Source organism: Brevibacillus sp. B_LB10_24 (assembly GCF_046036945.1).
Classification (GTDB): domain Bacteria; phylum Bacillota; class Bacilli; order Brevibacillales; family Brevibacillaceae; genus Brevibacillus_C.
Genome location: NZ_JBJQOQ010000032.1, coordinates 41,269 through 57,763, shown reverse-complemented (window position 1 = coordinate 57,763; position 16,495 = coordinate 41,269). Strand labels below are relative to the sequence as shown.

At 50.8% G+C, this 16,495-nt stretch carries 13 protein-coding genes; 9 read left to right on the top strand and 4 right to left on the bottom strand.

What is annotated here, in order from left to right:
* Window positions 1–237: 237 nt before the first annotated feature.
* Window positions 238–1,386, top strand: coding sequence for a stalk domain-containing protein (locus tag ACI7RC_RS22220; RefSeq protein WP_408110385.1), 1,149 nt, complete (start codon window positions 238–240; stop codon window positions 1,384–1,386).
* Window positions 1,387–1,935: 549 nt separating this feature from the next.
* Here the strand turns inward: ACI7RC_RS22220 and ACI7RC_RS22215 are convergent.
* Both ACI7RC_RS22215 and ACI7RC_RS22210 read right to left on the bottom strand, forming a co-directional pair.
* A complete protein-coding gene (locus ACI7RC_RS22215) occupies window positions 1,936–3,555 on the bottom strand; it encodes a glutamate synthase-related protein (RefSeq protein ID WP_408110384.1) in 1,620 nt (539 codons plus the stop codon).
* Window positions 3,556–3,710: 155 nt separating this feature from the next.
* Window positions 3,711–4,757 carry a YeiH family protein gene (locus ACI7RC_RS22210; RefSeq protein ID WP_408110383.1) on the bottom strand — a complete coding sequence of 349 codons (1,047 nt, stop codon included), beginning with the start codon at window positions 4,755–4,757 and terminating at the stop codon, window positions 3,711–3,713.
* A 218-nt stretch (window positions 4,758–4,975) separates the two neighbouring features.
* Here ACI7RC_RS22210 and ACI7RC_RS22205 point away from each other — a divergent pair, with 218 nt between their 5' ends.
* Together ACI7RC_RS22205 and ACI7RC_RS22200 are read left to right on the top strand one after the other, a co-directional pair.
* On the top strand, window positions 4,976–5,854 hold the full coding sequence (locus tag ACI7RC_RS22205; protein ID WP_408110382.1) for a LysR family transcriptional regulator: 879 nt from the start codon (window positions 4,976–4,978) through the stop codon (window positions 5,852–5,854).
* A 29-nt stretch (window positions 5,855–5,883) separates the two neighbouring features.
* The gene (locus tag ACI7RC_RS22200) at window positions 5,884–6,540 is read left to right on the top strand and encodes a DUF4085 family protein (RefSeq protein ID WP_408110381.1); all 657 of its coding nucleotides are present in this window, start codon (window positions 5,884–5,886) and stop codon (window positions 6,538–6,540) included.
* Between the two features lie 155 nt (window positions 6,541–6,695).
* Here the strand turns inward: ACI7RC_RS22200 and ACI7RC_RS22195 are convergent, their stop codons facing one another.
* A complete protein-coding gene (locus ACI7RC_RS22195) occupies window positions 6,696–7,844 on the bottom strand; it encodes an MFS transporter (RefSeq protein ID WP_408110380.1) in 1,149 nt (382 codons plus the stop codon).
* A gap of 122 nt (window positions 7,845–7,966) precedes the next feature.
* On the opposite strand from ACI7RC_RS22195, the gene ACI7RC_RS22190 reads away from it, so the two are divergent.
* The 5 genes from ACI7RC_RS22190 (at window position 7,967) to ACI7RC_RS22170 (ending at window position 13,843) form a co-directional block, all read left to right on the top strand.
* A complete protein-coding gene (locus tag ACI7RC_RS22190; RefSeq protein ID WP_408110379.1) occupies window positions 7,967–8,836 on the top strand; it encodes a LysR family transcriptional regulator in 870 nt (289 codons plus the stop codon).
* Between the two features lie 227 nt (window positions 8,837–9,063).
* The gene (locus tag ACI7RC_RS22185) at window positions 9,064–10,164 is read left to right on the top strand and encodes a C45 family autoproteolytic acyltransferase/hydrolase (protein WP_408110378.1); all 1,101 of its coding nucleotides are present in this window, start codon (window positions 9,064–9,066) and stop codon (window positions 10,162–10,164) included.
* A gap of 29 nt (window positions 10,165–10,193) precedes the next feature.
* On the top strand, window positions 10,194–11,768 hold the full coding sequence (locus ACI7RC_RS22180) for an ABC transporter substrate-binding protein (protein ID WP_408110377.1): 1,575 nt from the start codon (window positions 10,194–10,196) through the stop codon (window positions 11,766–11,768).
* Window positions 11,765–12,577 (top strand): hypothetical protein, encoded by an 813-nt coding sequence (locus tag ACI7RC_RS22175; protein ID WP_408110376.1) that lies wholly within the window; start codon window positions 11,765–11,767, stop codon window positions 12,575–12,577. Before ACI7RC_RS22180 ends, ACI7RC_RS22175 begins: the two co-directional genes overlap by 4 nt.
* Window positions 12,578–12,667: 90 nt before the next feature.
* Complete coding sequence (locus ACI7RC_RS22170) at window positions 12,668–13,843, top strand: M20 family metallopeptidase (protein ID WP_408110375.1); 1,176 nt, start codon at window positions 12,668–12,670, stop codon at window positions 13,841–13,843.
* A 60-nt stretch (window positions 13,844–13,903) separates the two neighbouring features.
* On the opposite strand, the gene ACI7RC_RS22165 is transcribed toward ACI7RC_RS22170, so the two are convergent.
* Window positions 13,904–14,821: a LysR family transcriptional regulator gene (locus ACI7RC_RS22165; protein ID WP_408110374.1), complete on the bottom strand. Its 918-nt coding sequence runs from the start codon at window positions 14,819–14,821 to the stop codon at window positions 13,904–13,906.
* A gap of 265 nt (window positions 14,822–15,086) precedes the next feature.
* Between ACI7RC_RS22165 and ACI7RC_RS22160 the strand changes: the two genes are divergently transcribed.
* Complete coding sequence (locus ACI7RC_RS22160) at window positions 15,087–16,442, top strand: M20/M25/M40 family metallo-hydrolase (protein WP_408110373.1); 1,356 nt, start codon at window positions 15,087–15,089, stop codon at window positions 16,440–16,442.
* The last annotated feature ends 53 nt before the right edge of the window (window positions 16,443–16,495 follow it).

Below are 16,495 nucleotides of genomic sequence, written 5' to 3'. Positions count from 1 at the left end.
CACCTGTTTCGCTGAGGAAGGAGACTTCTGACGCAAGTTGTTAAAATAATAAATCTGCAAGACCTTTTTAAAGGGAAGGGGGGCCGAACAAGTCGGATTGCCACTTTCTTTTTTGTTTAAAAGGCGACGTTGAATGCAATGATGCCTCCCCCTTTTGGGTGAGTTAAAGTTTGATCGCAACAGCCAAGGGGAAGGGTACTATAAAGCTGATTCGCCTAGTGAAAATGGGGGGAGAACATGAAAAAACGATTCATGATGATCTTGTCCACACTCCTGCTGAGTTGTACCCTTCTGCCGCCTGCTCTGGCAGCTCCGTCTACCCAACCAGACCTAAAAAAGAGTGTCGCAGCGGGAAGCCGGGATTTCTCCACGACTTCGGGTAAACGAAACGTCCAATTCGTAACGGTAAATCTAAATGATTCCCAGTTGGAAGTTCGTCCTGTCTTAGCACACGACCAGCTGGGGAAAACAGAAAGTTTGGAAAGCATGGCGAAGAGAAATGGGGCGCTGGCTGCTATCAATGGAACCTTTTTTATGGCGTACAACAAAGGGGAAGAAAAGCCGCCGTGGGGCAAAATTGTCATCGACTATGTGGAAATAAACGAAGGGTCTAGCGGATCCTCAATCGGATTTAATGGGAATTCACTTCCTGTGATCGATCGGACAACCGAGCTTTCTTCCGAGGGATTCCAGCACATAACAAGTGCCGGACCAACGTTGGTCAAGAACGGAAAAATTGTCCTCAACCCTGTAGAAGAAAGAATGACAGATCCGAAATTGACCATCAACAGTGGACAGCGTTCGTTTATTGGCTTTACGGCTGACAATCGACTTGTCATGGGAACGGTCCCCAACGTTACCCTGGCACAGTTGGCTGAAATATGCCGGTCTATGGGGTTGATGTCTGCTATGAATATGGATGGTGGGGCTTCGTCCGGTCTGTATGCCCACGGGAAATATATCACTACTCCGGGCAGACAATTGAGCAATGCTCTGATTGTTGTTCCAAGAAAGGACATGCCCATTCAGGTTCTGATCAATGGGGAAAAGGTCTCGTTTCCGCAGCCTCCGATCATGATCGAAGGGAGGGTTTACGTTCCCTTTCGAGGAGTATTTGAAAAAATGGGAGCAGCGGTTTCCTGGGATGAACAGAATCAATTGGTACTGGCAAAAAAGGGTGAGATCGAAATCAAACTATCTCAGTCGAATTTTGCATATGTGAATGGAACTCCCCTGTTTTTAGAAGCTAAACCTAGAACGATTGCCGGGCACATGATGGTTCCCATTCGAATTGTGACCGAGACAGTAGGGGCAAATGTGAACTGGGATGAAAAATCTCGAACGGTTGAAATTGAGGAGGATATGACCAGGACTCCAGGCAAATGACCATCCCGATCACTCCCTAAAAGCTGGAAATCTCTTCATGCAGGCTATTAGAGGTGACGTTATTTTACCATCAAAGGGCCAAAGGGAAGAGTACAGCCCAAGCAGGGCTGCCTCTTCCTTTTTTTATAGAGAAAAGCCGCGAGAAACCGAAAAAAATGGAGCGAGCGCAGGCCTTGGCAACGCCTACCTAGTCGGAACGAAAAAAAACGGCACACGCTTGTCGACCAAACGCTACGTTGAGCTACNCCTTTTTTTATAGAGAAAAGCCGCGAGAAACCGAAAAAAATGGAGCGAGCGCAGGCCTTGGCAACGCCTACCTAGTCGGAACGAAAAAAAACGGCACACGCTTGTCGACCAAACGCTACGTTGAGCTACCCCCAGTCCTTTTTGGTCGACGTGCCGTTTTTTGTAGTGGAGACGGACATCCCCCGCTTCCCCGCCGGCTTGCCACGAACGAAGCGAGCCCATTTTTTTCGGTTTCCCTCCCCAATGTCCTCCAAAGCAAACTGAAGCGGTACGTATAATTCCCCTCACTTTTCTTAGCTTACTTCAAGACGCGCTGACCCCGCGGGCTTTTTCCGGCTCCGGCGAAGGAAGCGGGAAAAGCTCGCTCAGCTTCACGGTGCGGCCCAGCTCATCCTTGAACAAGATGTGCTCGCGGGTAAAGCGCTTGGGACTGTCGATGCCGGCCGCTGCCGCCAGGGCGAAGAGCGAGGCGCGCATGCTGATGATGTAGTTCATTACCCGCCATTTCTTCTCTTCCGGCACGAGCGCATCCTGGTACTTCGGATCGGTCGTGGTCACCCCCGCAGGGCAGCATCCGGTGTGGCACTGCAAGGCCATGATGCAGCCGTTGGCCATCATGAAGCCGCGTGCAGAATTGACGGCATCCGCTCCAATCGCCAGGGCAATCGCCACCTTGTCCGGGGTGATCAGCTTTCCGGAGGCGAAGACGGCAAATTTCTCCCGAATCCCGTACCGGCAGGCGGTATCGACCAAGGTGATCAGGCCGGGGATCAGCGGAAGGCCCATCGAATCCGCCATCGCCTTGTAGGTAGCCCCGGAACCGCCTTCGCCTCCGTCCACCGTAATGAAGTCGGGGAAGATGTCCAATCTGATCATTGTTTCCAAGAAGGCCTCCAGGGAATCCTGCTGTCCGATGACGATTTTGATTCCGACCGGCTTGCCGCCCGCCTCCTGCAGGGTGCGAATAAACTGCAGAGCCTCTTCCGGGCTCTTTAAAAACGAAAAGCGGTTCGGCGAGTTGATCGTCTTGCCGATCGGTACTTTTCGCACGGCGGCGATCTTGGCGTTAACCTTGGAGCCTTCCAGGTGTCCCCCTCTGATTTTCGCTCCTTGGGCAAACTTCAGTTCGAAGGCCTTGATATTCGGCTCTGCCGCCTTTTGCAAAAATTCGTCCAGGGAGAAGTCGCCGTGATCATCGCGGTAGCCGAACAGCCCCGGTCCGATTTGGGCTACGACGTCAACTCCGGAAGCGAGGTGTTCCGCTACGACGCCGCCTTCCCCGGTGTTGATCCAGGAGCCGCCTGCCATCTGGGCCCCGTGACCCGTCGAGAGGATGTAATTCTCTCCGACAGAGCCGTACGAAGTCGCCGACGCGCCAAACATGCCGCTAACTTTCCACGGATGCTTCCTGCCAGGGCCGACGATCAGGGCGTCTTCGTCGGTATACAGCCAAGGCGGGGTTTGGTCCGCGACGACCTTTTCCCTGCGGTTAAAGATGCCCTCGTGCTCGATCACGTATTTTCGCGAATGGACCAGTTCCTCGTTCTTTACCTGTAATTCTTCCGATAGCAGGGGAAACATGCTGTTGGCGATGTAGTAGCCCGATTCCTCGAACGCTCTCTTGGAGCCAAAGCTGACGAGATCTGAGCGGTACTTGGCTGAGTAGATCAACCCGATAAAATCATAGCGTGAAAAGGGCTTACCGGCATTATCGTCATCAAACCAGTACTGTCGGAATTCCGGCCCCAGTTTTTCCAACAGGTATCTGATCCAGCCAAGAAAGGGGTGGGAACGGATAATCGAGTGATGCGTCTTTTTGCCTTTTACCAGCAAGATCAGTCCGCCAACGACCAATGCGATGACAATCAGGGCGACGATAACGGCGACGACAGAAATGCCGATCAGCGCCATCTCTTTGAGCATACTATCCTTCCTCCTTGCCTGCGGAAAAATCTCGAAAGAAAGGCGCCCGACTAACCGTATTTTGCTGGCAGTCCGGCGCCTCTTCAGACATTGTAACACAGTTGGGAATATTCGAAAGAGGGTTCGTTCGGACTGCCGCTCTTGAGAGTAGTCCGTCACGCGAGGTGAAAGAGATGAACCAAACCGAACCCCAGGATCGACAGCAAGATGGACCCGACAAGACCGGCGGCGAACGATTTCATCCCCAGCCGTCTGAACGTGACCAGATCGACGCCGAGACCGAGTCCAGCCATCGCCATCGCGATCAGCATGTAGGCGAGAACCACGATCTTGTCAGCCACGGACGACGGGATGATGCCCAAGGAGTTGATTCCGCTGACAAGCAGAAATCCGAGGATAAACCAGGGAATCGGAATCGATTTCTTCTGAGCATTCGAGGCTCTGCCGTGTTCCTTTTGTTCCAATCGGCTGGCCCAGATGCCGATGAGAATCGCGACCGGCACCAACAGGGCGACCCGCGTCAGCTTGACGATCACGGCCATGTCCAGCGCGTCATTGCCGGCCGGAGCAGCCGCCGCGATCACGTGGGCGATCTCGTGCAGCGTAGCACCGGAGAAAATGCCATATCCGAGTTGTGAAAAGCCCAGCACCGGGTAGAGAAACGTGTACAAAAGCGTAAAAATCGTCCCCAGTATCGCGACCATCGCCGCGCCGATCGCGGTTTCTTCGTCATTTGCCTTGATCTGCGGCGCGATCGCGACGACGGCAGCGGCGCCGCAGATGGCCGTACCGCAGGCTGTCAAGATGCCCAGCCGTTTTTCCACCCGAAAGAGGCGGGTTAACCCGTACACGACCGCCAGCGTAAACGAGATGACGATCACATCGATGATCAGCACTTTTGGTCCGGCGTGTACGATATCCATCAGGTTCAGCCGCATCCCGAGCAGAATAATGCCTATGCGAAGCAGCTTTTTGCTGGAAAAGCTGGTCCCGGCGATCACCTGCTGCGGGACTCCGACGACGGCCCGCCAGGCGATCCCGATGAGAATTGCGATGACCAACTGCCCCATGATGGAAAGAAAGGGAAACCCGGCTAAGTATTTCGCAACCAAAGCGATCACCAAGGTAAGCACGATCCCCAAAATAAAGCCGAGATTTTGTTTTTTTCGTTTTTGCATGGCAAGTGCTTGCGCTTGCTCCATACGTTTCCTCACTCCTTGCAAATGAAAAAAGAAACATGCATGTTCTTTTACGGTTCTAACTATAGAGCGGCTGGAAGCGGAAGTGAAATACCGATCTGCTATCTGAAGGATTAGAAAAACTTATCGTTGGCGTTGTTCGAACGGATGGAAACAGATACAATCGGGTAGAGAGAAGGACGGCGGGTCCACACATTGCCGGATGACGGAGGATGCAGCAGATGATCGTAGAAACCTTAAGGGTATTTGTTACGGTTGTGGAACAGAGCAATTTTTCACGTGCGGCGGAGCTGCTCAATCTCTCCCAGCCGGGGGTCAGCCTGCACATCCGCAATTTGGAAAATGAATTCGGCGTTAAATTGATGCATCGCTCCCCCAAGCATGTAAAGATGACGGAAGCGGGGGAGATTCTCTATAAACATGCGAAGCAGATTCTCGCCCTCTACGAAACGGCCAGAGAAGAGATCTGCCTGCTGCGCGACGTGGTGACCGGAACATTGAAGATCGGCGCCAGCTTTACGATCGGCGAATACATCCTGCCGGGGCTCTTGGCCCAGTTTGCCGGCCAGTATCCGCAGGTGGACATGAAAGTGAAGATCGCCAATACCGAGGAAATCGCCCAGGGGATTCGGGCGAGTGAGTTGGACATCGGCCTGGTGGAGGGGACGGTAAGGTATTCCGACATCCAAGTGAAGCCTTTTATGGAGGATGAGATGATTCTGATCGCCCCGCCAGGCCACCCCTTGTCCTCAGTGCAGAAGGCAGAACCGGGGATGCTGCAGGATCTGGTTTGGGTGCTGCGCGAGACGGGCTCAGGCACTCGGGCGTTCAGCGATCAGTTTATCCGGGACAACGACCTCGTGATCAAACGCAGTTTCGTGTTCAGCAGCAGCCAGGGCGTGAAAGAGGCCGTCGCAGCCGGGCTGGGCGTTGCGATGCTGTCTCGCCTGGTCGTAAAAAAGGAATTGGAAGCGGGAGAAGTGTGCAGCGTGCCCATAAAGGACAAGCGTTTCACCCGGGAATTTTCCATTCTCCAGGCTGTCACATCGGTATCGACGATGGCGATGAAAATGTTTTTGCAAAAATTGCGGACCCTTTGAGGAGAAAGCTTGAGGGAGGGGATTTATTTGTGAAATATTTCACAAAAGCTTGGTACGAGAAAATGCAAGTAGCGGGTTTCTTGGTATTTCCGGAAACAAGAGAGGAGTGGGAAGAGTACATTCAATATTGCTCTGAAGAAGGGATCGACCTCAAAAAGCAAGTTCAGGAAGACCTGGATTTCCGAAAAAGCGACTTGTTGAAGTATCTTCCTGAATCGTTTCACCCCTATATCCATGATTATACGATTCGAACAGAGTACCCTTCGGAAGAACTGAGGCAAATGTCTGAACGATGGCAGAAGGAATATCGTATGAGAATGGAGCGCCTCGCACTGGGATATAAGCAGCAATACAACGCAGTAAAAGATAAATTACCGGCAGGGGCTGTTCAATTGCATGAGAATTCATTGCACGATGCAAAGGTAATCTCGTGCGAGCTCGCATCTGGCGATCGGTTGATCATGACGCTGGATTGCCGAGGGGGCTTTCACTACTTCACCGACGTCAAACTGATCTTTACGGGGGTAACAGAACTTGCTCTTCCCGATAAACTGGAGGGCGCTTGGTGGCTCTATGATGAGATTTACCTTTCTGATACAGGCTTTGAACTTCATGTTCTGTTTGACTGCCCATTGACAGAGTGCAAAATCACAGCGAAAGATATCTGGTTGGAAACGGGAAAATAAGCAAATAGTCCCTTGTCTTTTTCCAATAACCGACTAAGGAATATTTCCGGCCATGTCTATATAATGAATCTATCACGTACTATTCTTCCGATCACTGATAGGTGGTCGGATTTTTTTATGTTCTTCGATGTCGCATCAAGCAGGGGTCCTCCGCCCTATTTTTTCACAGCGATAACGCCCGCCGATTTCGTCTTGGTAAAAAAGGCGCCGCCGACCAGGAAGGCCCCGCTTACATAAAAGATGGATACGATGCCCGCCCATGTGCCGATCAGCCCGAACAGCATCGGGGCAAGAAACTGCGAAAGGCGGTTGGTGGCCAGGCGAAGTCCCAGCACTTCACCTGTTCTCGACGGCGGTGAGGCGTTGAAGGCCGTGGTCATGGACAGCGGCTGCCCGCAGCCAAGACCCGCTCCCATGACAGCACTGATCAGGCCCAATAGAAAGACATGATCGGTCAGCGGAACGAAGAGAAAGGAGAATCCCGCGACCAGTATGGAGCCGAACAGCACCTGGTTCCGGCCGAACGAACCTGTCAGCTTGTCAAGCAGAAAGCGCACGGCCATCATCGTTATGCCTTGGATGGCGATAATCCAGCCGATCGCCGACGGGGAAAGGCCGAAGTTCACTGCGATCAGCGGAAAGTAAGCGACGAAGATGTCCCGGGAGTACAGCACCAAGGCACTGGAGAGCAAGGCTTTTCGCAGGGAAGGCGCTTTTAGCAGCGACAGGGAGCTGGTTTCATTTTGGACCGCTTTCTTGGGGCCGTTGGCAGCTTTCGGGATGCGGCAGGCCGCGGCGAATGGAATCAAGCCGGCGATGACAGCGGCAAGAAACACGGACGAATAAGACAGGTGCTCGCCGATGTACCCTCCGACAGCGGGGCCAATTACCCCTGCCAAAGCAACGAACATGGAGAACACGCCGAAATAGTGGTCCCGATTCTGCGGGGTCGCCGTCTGACCCAGGATGTTTTGCAGCGGGACGTTAATAAAGATATACGCGATTCCCACGATCAACTGGGACAGACAGAGAGACCAGAGCGATGAAAAAAAGAACGGAAGGGCCAGACCGGCGCACAAACCGAGCAAACCCAGCAGAGTCGGCAAGCGATTGCCCACCCGATCGACGATTTTCCCGGCAGAAACGGAGAAAAAGAGCGGCAGCAAGGCGTAGGATGCCGTCAACAGCCCGATGCCGGCCGTACTGGCTCCGAGCTCGGCTGCGTAAAGGGGGATGATCAGTCTGGTCATGTACACCATCGTTTGAAAGCCTAGGGATACGATATTTACGATTGCGAGCGTCATAAGTTCACCTGCAGCAATGTCATTTGTGGGTTATAGTATACAGTGAAATAAGAAGTCATAGAAAATAGCATTTTCTTATCGCAATCCATACGAAACAATTATGGCAGGAGGCATCTGACACGATGGAAGAGCGGGACTGGCTGATGCTGCGGACGCTGTACCAGCATAAAAATATTACGAAAACAGCGAGAAGTCTGTATGTATCGCAGCCTGCGCTGACGAATCGGCTCAGGCAGATCGAGAAGGAGTTTGGCGTGACGATTGTGTACCGGGGGACGAAGGGGGTCGAGTTTACTCCGCAAGGCGAATACTTGGTGAAGTGTGCGGAAGAGATGCTGCGGAAAATTCGCACCATCAAAGAGAACCTGGCAAATATGGATTCGGTCCCAAGAGGTACCCTGAGACTGGGGGTCTCAAGTTTTATCGCCAGGTACAAACTTCCCGGGCTGTTAAAATTATTTAAAGACAAGTATCCGCACGTCGAGTTTCAAATCTATACCGGCTGGAGCAGGGATGTACTGGAGAAATTGAACAGCCAGGAGGTGCATATCGGATTTGTGAAAGGCGAATACCCCTGGGCCGACCAAAAGCTTCATTTCTTGAAAGAAAAAGTGTATCTCGTTTCGAAGGAGGAGATCCGCCCGGACGAATTGCCTGCGCTGGCGAGGATTGAGTACCAGACGGATTCCCAGCTCAAATCACTGATCGATCACTGGTGGGCCAATCACTACCAGGCACCTCCCTTCATCGGTATGGAGGTGGATAATGTCGATACGTGCAAAGAAATGGTGGCCAACGGACTAGGCTATGCCATCCTTCCCGGCAGCGTGCTGACCCACACGACCGGACTGCATTGCACGGAGCTTCGCGATCTGCAGGGGGAGCCGGTGTACCGGAGCACGTGGATGCTCTTTCGCGGAGAATCCTTGAAATTGCATGCAGTAAAGGCATTCGTCGACTTCATTTCCGAGACCGTAAAAACAGAAGGGTGATACGCTCTTCAATCGCGGTACGTCACTCTCTTGTCTTTCATTTACATAAATATACATAAAAACCAAATATAGAAACTTATTTTTGCAGATGAATAAAAAATTTTTATGAATGATCTGTAAAAACACTGATTTAACATAATTGAAATTCAAATGTTATGATTAAAAAGGCTAAGAAGAGTTTTGCTATTCCTTCTATCCATGACCATGACCAAAGGGGGTTGCATAATTTGCACAATTTGGAAAACACGACTTCCGGAAGATCGTCAGAATCTTTTCCCTTCTACCGTTTTTCTGGAACTCACCGTCAAATCGGTCAGCAATACGGTGAGGCATGTAAAGCCCTGATTCAAAAGCATCGCGATTATGCGCTGGAAAAGCTGACAAGCAAGGTAAAGGTAGATTCACTCGAAGCCTTGGAACAGGCCGCCTTGCAATACCGGCCCTACGTCATGAAATACGCTCCGTTCTTTGATGAGGAAATCCAGGGAATTGCCGATGCAACGGGTCTGTCGCTGGGCGAGGCTTACTTCCTGCAGCTTCGGGCAGAGGCCTACCAGCACTTTGACACCACAGACGAGTGCACCACATTTGCCGTCATGCCGGAAGCGACCAGTGACGGCATCCCGCTGATCGGTCAAAATGCCGACTTGCCGGGGTTTTACTCGGAAATCGGGATCGTAGCCGAATGTGTCCCGGATGAAGGGCCGTCAACGCTGATGCTGACACCGGCCGGGCAAATATCGTATATCGGGATCAGCAATGCGGGAATGGGTGTTTTCGCCAATTTCTTGGTCTGTGACGGCTGGCGCGTCGGCTTTCCCCGCTACTTGCTCTCCCGTTTGGCCTTGATGAAAGCGTCTTCGGTGGAAGAAGGGATTGATTTGGTCAGAGGGCTGCACAGGGCTTCGTCTCGAAACCTGATCATGATGGACAAGACGGGCAAGGCGATCGACCTCGAAACGGTTCCGGCAAGAGACGGCCTGATACAGCCGGTAAACGGCCTTTTGGCTCACTCCAACCACTTTGTTGCAGAAGAGTTGTTGGAGGAGGAAAGAAAAACCGGCGAAGATTTGGAAAATTCGCAGGTTCGCTTACAGCGGATGCGAGCCCTGCTTGAGCAAAAACACGGTCAACTGAATGCGGACGCGATGCAAAGCGTCCTGCGCGACCGCGAAACCGCTCCCCACACCCTTTGCCGCATGCCGGGAGACTGGGGTACAGAATCCGTTACCTTTGCTTCCGTGATCGCACAGCCGAGCAAAGGGCAGATGTGGATCGCGATTGGTCCGCCTCACAAATATGAGTACAAATGCTATTCCTTTTCATAAATAACAGGGTTCAAACAGGGGGGTACATGATGAAAAAGAGAAAAACGTTAACGCTCTGCTTATCACTAGTGCTGGGTGCCGCACTGATGCTTACCGGCTGCGGCGGTTCTACACCGGAGTCTGGCTCAGGAGATCAATCCGGAAACGCGAGTCAAGCTGTAGAAGCAAAGGATGTAGTCGTGGCATTTGGAGCAGAACCGCTCACCTTTGATCCGCAGGATGCCAATGACAGTATCTCGAATCAGGCGAACGTCCTGCTATATGACAAACTCGTTACGTTTGACGAGAACTCCAGGATTGTTCCTCAATTGGCAACGGAGTGGAAAACATCAGAAGATGGGTTGAAAATGACCTTCACGCTGCGTGAAGGCGTGAAATTCCAGGATGGGACTCCATTCAACGCAGAAGCAGTAAAAGTCAACTTCGACCGGGTGCTCAATCCGGAGAAAAAATTGGCCAGAAGTTCCCTCTATACTGATTTTATCGAAAATGTAAACGTTGACAGCGAATATCAAGTCACCTTCGCGTTTAAGAAACCGTTTGGCGCAGCGTTGAACGCCTTTGCCCACGGAGCAGGGGGCATTATCAGTCCGAAAGCGATTCAAGATAATGCGGACATCGGCAAGAATCCTGTCGGCACCGGCCCTTATAAATTGAAAGAATGGACTCCCGGTACATCTGTTGTGTTTGAACCCAATCAAGACTTCTGGGGTGACAAACCGAAGTTGAAATCCATCACGTTCAAGCCGGTACCGGAAAACTCGTCGAGAACCATCATGCTGGAGAACGGCGAAGTCGATGCGATATCCCCGATCGCTTCCCAGGATGTGGATCGATTGAAGCAAAACTCGAATATCGACGTGCAAATTACGCCGGCCTATCGCAATCTCTACATCGCGATCAATGCATCGAAACCGCTGTTCCAGGATGTGAAGGTGCGCCAAGCATTGAATTACGCGGTTGATAAGGAAACGATCGTGAACAAAATCCTGAATGGTCAGGCCAAGGTAGCCGATGCTGCCATTTCAGAATCCGTGACAGGCTATTCCTCTGTCGGCGAGTATCCCTTTGACCCGGAAAAGGCCAAGCAGCTGTTGGCTGAAGCGGGTGTGAAACCAGGGACGAAGATCAAACTGTGGACACCGGATGGCCGTTACTTGATGGACAGTAAAATCGCAGAGTTTATCCAGGCCGGACTGCAGGCTGTCGGTTTTGATGTTGAATTGCGGAAATGGGAGTGGAGCGCTTACCAAGCGGAGACGGACAAAAAAGATTCCGATTTCGATCTGATGGTAGGCAGCTGGGGCAACTCGACGGGAGATGCCGACTGGGGTCTGAGACCGCTCTTGACAACGAACGGAGCAAACAACTACTCCCGATATTCCAATCCGAAAGTTGACGAACTGGTTGAAAAAGGAATGAGCCTTTCCAATTTGGAAGAGCGGACGCAAACGTACCATGAAGCCATGCAGCTGATCAAGGACGACGCTCCGTGGATTTTCCTGGTGGAGTACAGACAAGTGCAAGCCCATCAGAAGGGTCTGGAAAATGTTTACACCTGGGCGAATGAATACCTCATTCTCCGCGATGCGGTGAAAAAATGAGCAAGGCTCTCTATTTTCAAAGAAAAGCGACGACCCAGTTTACTTGTCAGTACGATTCAAGGTTTTCCTACTGTCTCTACATTCCCGAAAGCTATGACGAGCGCGAGGAGCCTTGCTCGCTTGCCGTGATCGTCCACGGGAGCATGCGCAACGCCCAGCAGTACCGGGATGCATTCATTGATTTTGCCGAGGCGCACCACACGATTATTCTTGCCCCGCTGTTTCCCGGAGGGATTACGGAACCTTGGGAAGTGGATTCCTATAAGTTTGTCCGGGTGCAGGATACTCGGTTTGACGAGGTCTTGTTGGCGATGGTGGACGAGATTTCACAGCAGTACCGCGTTGCCAGTGACCGGTTTTTTCTCCACGGTTTTTCGGGTGGAGGGCAATTTGTCCATCGCTTCTATTACCTGCATCCCGAACGCTTACTGGGTCTATCCATCGGAGCACCTGGCAATGTGACCGATCTGGACAGGAGCAAACCGTGGTATTTGGGAGTAGGGGATTACCAGGAGAAGATTGGCAAGCCTCTGCCTCTGTCCAAGATGCAAAGCGTTCCCGTATTGATGACGGTAGGCAGCGAGGACTTGGAAACGTGGATGATCAATGACGAAGACGCCCCGTTTTGGTTGGACGGTTTTAAAGAACTTGGAAATACACGGGTTGAAAGACTGAGGGCACTTCGGGACAGTTTTCGAAGGGAAGGAATTTCCGTGCGGTACGAAGAGCTTCCCGGGATCGCTCATGAAGGGTTTAAGGTTCTCCCTGCAGTGAAAGATTTTTTTAGCCAAATTCTGCAAAATCGTTAAAAGCTTCAAACTTACGGTAGAGAGGGAGGAAATATATAAGTACTCCTTCTCTCTTTTTATGGTCTGACAGCGCATGATGGGAGGCACAAGATGAATAGAAAAGAAAAGATGTTTGAGAGTGTAGAGAAACTGAGCGACAAAATCATTTCCATTAACGATTTTATCCACGACAATCCGGAATTGGGCAACCAGGAATTCAAAGCGGTAAAGCTGTTGACTGAAACGCTGTCGCAATACGGTTTTACCGTAGAGACGAATGTAGCCGATCTGCCTACTGCATTTATGGCGACGTATAAAAATAAAGAGGGCGGTCCGACGATCGGCCTTTTATGCGAATACGATGCACTGGAAGGTTTGGGCCATGCATGCGGCCATAATTTGCAGGCTTCATCCATCACCGGCGCAGCGATCGCCATCATGCAGAATCTTGGCGATACGCCGGCCACGATCGTCGTCTACGGAACGCCGGCAGAGGAAACGACCAGCGGGAAAATCCCCATGGCGAAAGCCGGACTGTTCGATCAACTGGATGTTGCTTTGATGATGCACGGGGGCGATCGCACGACTGTCGACGGAAAATCTCTGGCGATCACTTCGAGGGATTTTATCTTCGAAGGGAAGTCTTCCCATGCGGCTGTAGCGCCGGAATTGGGCATAAGCGCACTCGATGCGGTGCTGATGACGTTTCATGGCATTGAGTACCTCAGAGAGCATGTACGGTCTGATGTACGCATTCACGGGATTATCTCAGAAGGCGGGGTCGCCCCCAACATTGTTCCGGAACGGGCTGTCGCCAAATTTTTAATACGTGCCGCTGATGTTTCGTACCTGAACGAGGTAACGGAACGTGTCTGCAATGCAGCCCGCGGCGCGGCGCTGGCGATTGGGGCCAAGCTGACGATTCAGGAAGGAAAGACGTTGGCGAACAAATTGAATGTCCAGAGTTTGAATGACGTCTTATTAGCCAATGCCAAAGAAGCCGGGGCCAGGGAGATTACTCCGCCAAGGCAGAATACAGGATCAACGGATTTCAGCATCGTAACCCATATTGTTCCGGGAGCCTGCTTGCGGGTCTCATTTGTCCCGTTTGGCGTCCCCAACCACACCAGGGAGTGGGAGCAAGCCGGCGTAAGCGAAGATGGTCACTATGCTGTCATCGCGGCCGCAAAAGCGATTGCGGGAAGCTGCTGCGATCTCATTGAGAACCCGGATTTACTGAAGCAGATCAAGGATGAGTTTTTAAGGGAAAAAGCCATCTCCCGTTAGGAGTTGTAGCCTGGCAACCTTGGCCTCCGATTCTGTGCGGATGCGCCAAGGTTGTTTGGCTTATTGGGGAGACCAGCGGGAATGTAAATTTTGGGATTTGATGAATTGAATAAATTTGTCCACAACCTTTAATCTTGTTGAGGATTCTTTGTAATGCATCCAGGTATTTCTTTTGATAACGCTTCCATCCTTGGTGATTAAATCAAGGGTGTAAAGATTGTCTGTTGGATTTAAAAAAATTCGCGGAATAAAGGCATAACCCAAGTCGTTTTTGACAATTTCTTTACATGTTTCATAACTGTCCACCTGCATGGTCGTGAGAGGAGGAACCTCGTACCTTTCCGTCCACCAGTGTTGGATTTGCTCGTTGACTGGGGTGTTGGAAGTAAACTTGAAACTTCGTGAAGCTTTGTCGGTGGCCCTGTATTGAATTTGCTGCAAGTAGGGAAGGAGCTCCAAATTGATCGGATTTTTGGAGACCAGGCACAGATTTTCCTGGGTGACAAGATGCTTTTCTCCCGGCCACTTGTAGTCGCCCCGAACAAGCGCAAGATGGACGTTTTCGCTGTCTAATAATTCCATTAATTCCGGGCTTAATCCCGTATAGACGTTAATGACGACCTTGGGATACTGCTCGACGAACTTTTTGAGGAGAGGAGACAGGTAATACCTGGCAAAGATGCTGGCAACGGCAATTTTTAAAGTGCCCTGCACCTCATCTGCCATGTTGGTCAAATGCTCCTTGGCTTGCCGAAATTGAAACAACATCTTGTGGGCAAAGGAAACCAAATATTCGCCTTCTGGCGTGAATGTAATTTTTTTCCCGTTTTTAATCAGAATCTGGATGCCCAGTTCTTTTTCCAGCTGCTGCAATCTGTAGGTAAGGGCAGGCTGCGTCATATAGAGGCGTTCTGCGGCTTTGGTGATATGCTGTTCCTCGTGGATATATTGAAGCATAATGAAATCTTTCTCATCCATAGCAGGCTCCTTCAAACTTTTTTGCGGCATACAACTAAAAGTATAGTAGTAAGAGCTTTATGAATACAACAAAAGATTTCCCAACTCGGTCTATTCCATAAAATTTTTTATGGAAATTGTATTAAATTAATTAATTTTACCTATTTATTAGTCGTATGTATAATTTGTTGCTAGTGGGAATTTTACTTGAATAGTAAAGTTTCTGACGCCGGTAAATCGAAGCATGCATAATGGATAACTATTAGATGAAAGAGATGAGGCTACGATGGAACAGGTTTTTCGGTACATTGAAGAAAATCGGGAGCGATATATCAATTGGCTGCAAGAGTTATGCCGTAAGCCCAGTGTCTCCACGGAAAACAGAGGAATAAAAGAAGCGGCTGATCTCGTCCAAAAGCTGCTGCTGGAGATCGGGGCGAAAGTAGAGGTGATAGAGACGAACGGTCACCCCATCCTGTACGGGGAGATTTCCCAGGGCAGAAGCAGAACCATTTCGTTCTATAATCACTATGACGTACAGCCGGAACACCCGATTGAGGCCTGGGTGTGCGATCCGTTCGCAGCGGAAATACAAGAAGGCAAACTCATTGCCCGCGGGTCGGCAGATAATAAAGGAGCCCTGGTAGCCCGTATCTGTGCCGTCCACGCCTATCAGCAAGTGTATGGGGAGCTTCCGGTCAATCTGAAGTTTATTATCGAAGGGGAAGAGGAATCCGGCAGCAAGCATATTCAGGAATTCGCCCAAAGCCATCCGGAAAAATTCAAAGCCGACCTGTGCATCTGGGAGAACGGGATCGTCAACGAAGACGGGAGCTTTGAAGTAAAACTGGGGAACAAGGGAATTCTCTACGTCCACTTGGTGGCAAAGGGAGCCAATACCGACCTGCACTCTTCCAATGCCGCGATTATCGAGAATCCCGCCTGGCGTTTGATCTGGGCTTTAAACAGCTTGAAAAACGAACAGGAAGAGGTTTTAATCGACGGGTTTTACGATCGGGTGCAAAAGCCGAATGAAGTGGAAAAACGCATTCTCGAAGAAATGGATTTTGAAGAAGAGCAGATGCTGAACCGTTTGGGATTAAAGCAATTTTTGCTGAATTGCAGCGGGACGGAACTGAAGGAGAGGCTGCTGTTCCAACCTACCTGCACCATTTGCGGACTTGTGTCCGGCTACGAGGGAGAGGGAACGAAAACAGTATTGCCTTCGACTGCACGGGTGAGTATCGATTTTCGCCTGGTACCCGATCAGGACCCGGAGGAAATCCTGAAGCTGCTCCGAAAGCATCTGGATCGCAGCGGATTCGAGGATATAGAAGTCATTGCAACAGACGGGACACCTCCGGCGAAGACAGATCCAGGCCATCCGCTTGTTCAAAAGATTATAACAGCTGCGGAAAAGCTGAATGGGATTCCGCCGCGAGTCATTATCATGAATCCGGGGTCCGGTCCGATGTACAAGCTGTGCCAGCAATTTGGAATTCCCGCTGCAGGGTTCGGCGTAGGCAATCCAGACTCGAAAAAACACGCGCCAAATGAAAATATTTTGATAAAGGACTACATGGAAGGAATCAAAATGGCTGCACTGGTGATCGATGAACTGGGTCTGCAAGATGAGAAATAACATCAAATGAAAACGCATATAAAATACAAATTTTCATAAGATATTTTTTGTTC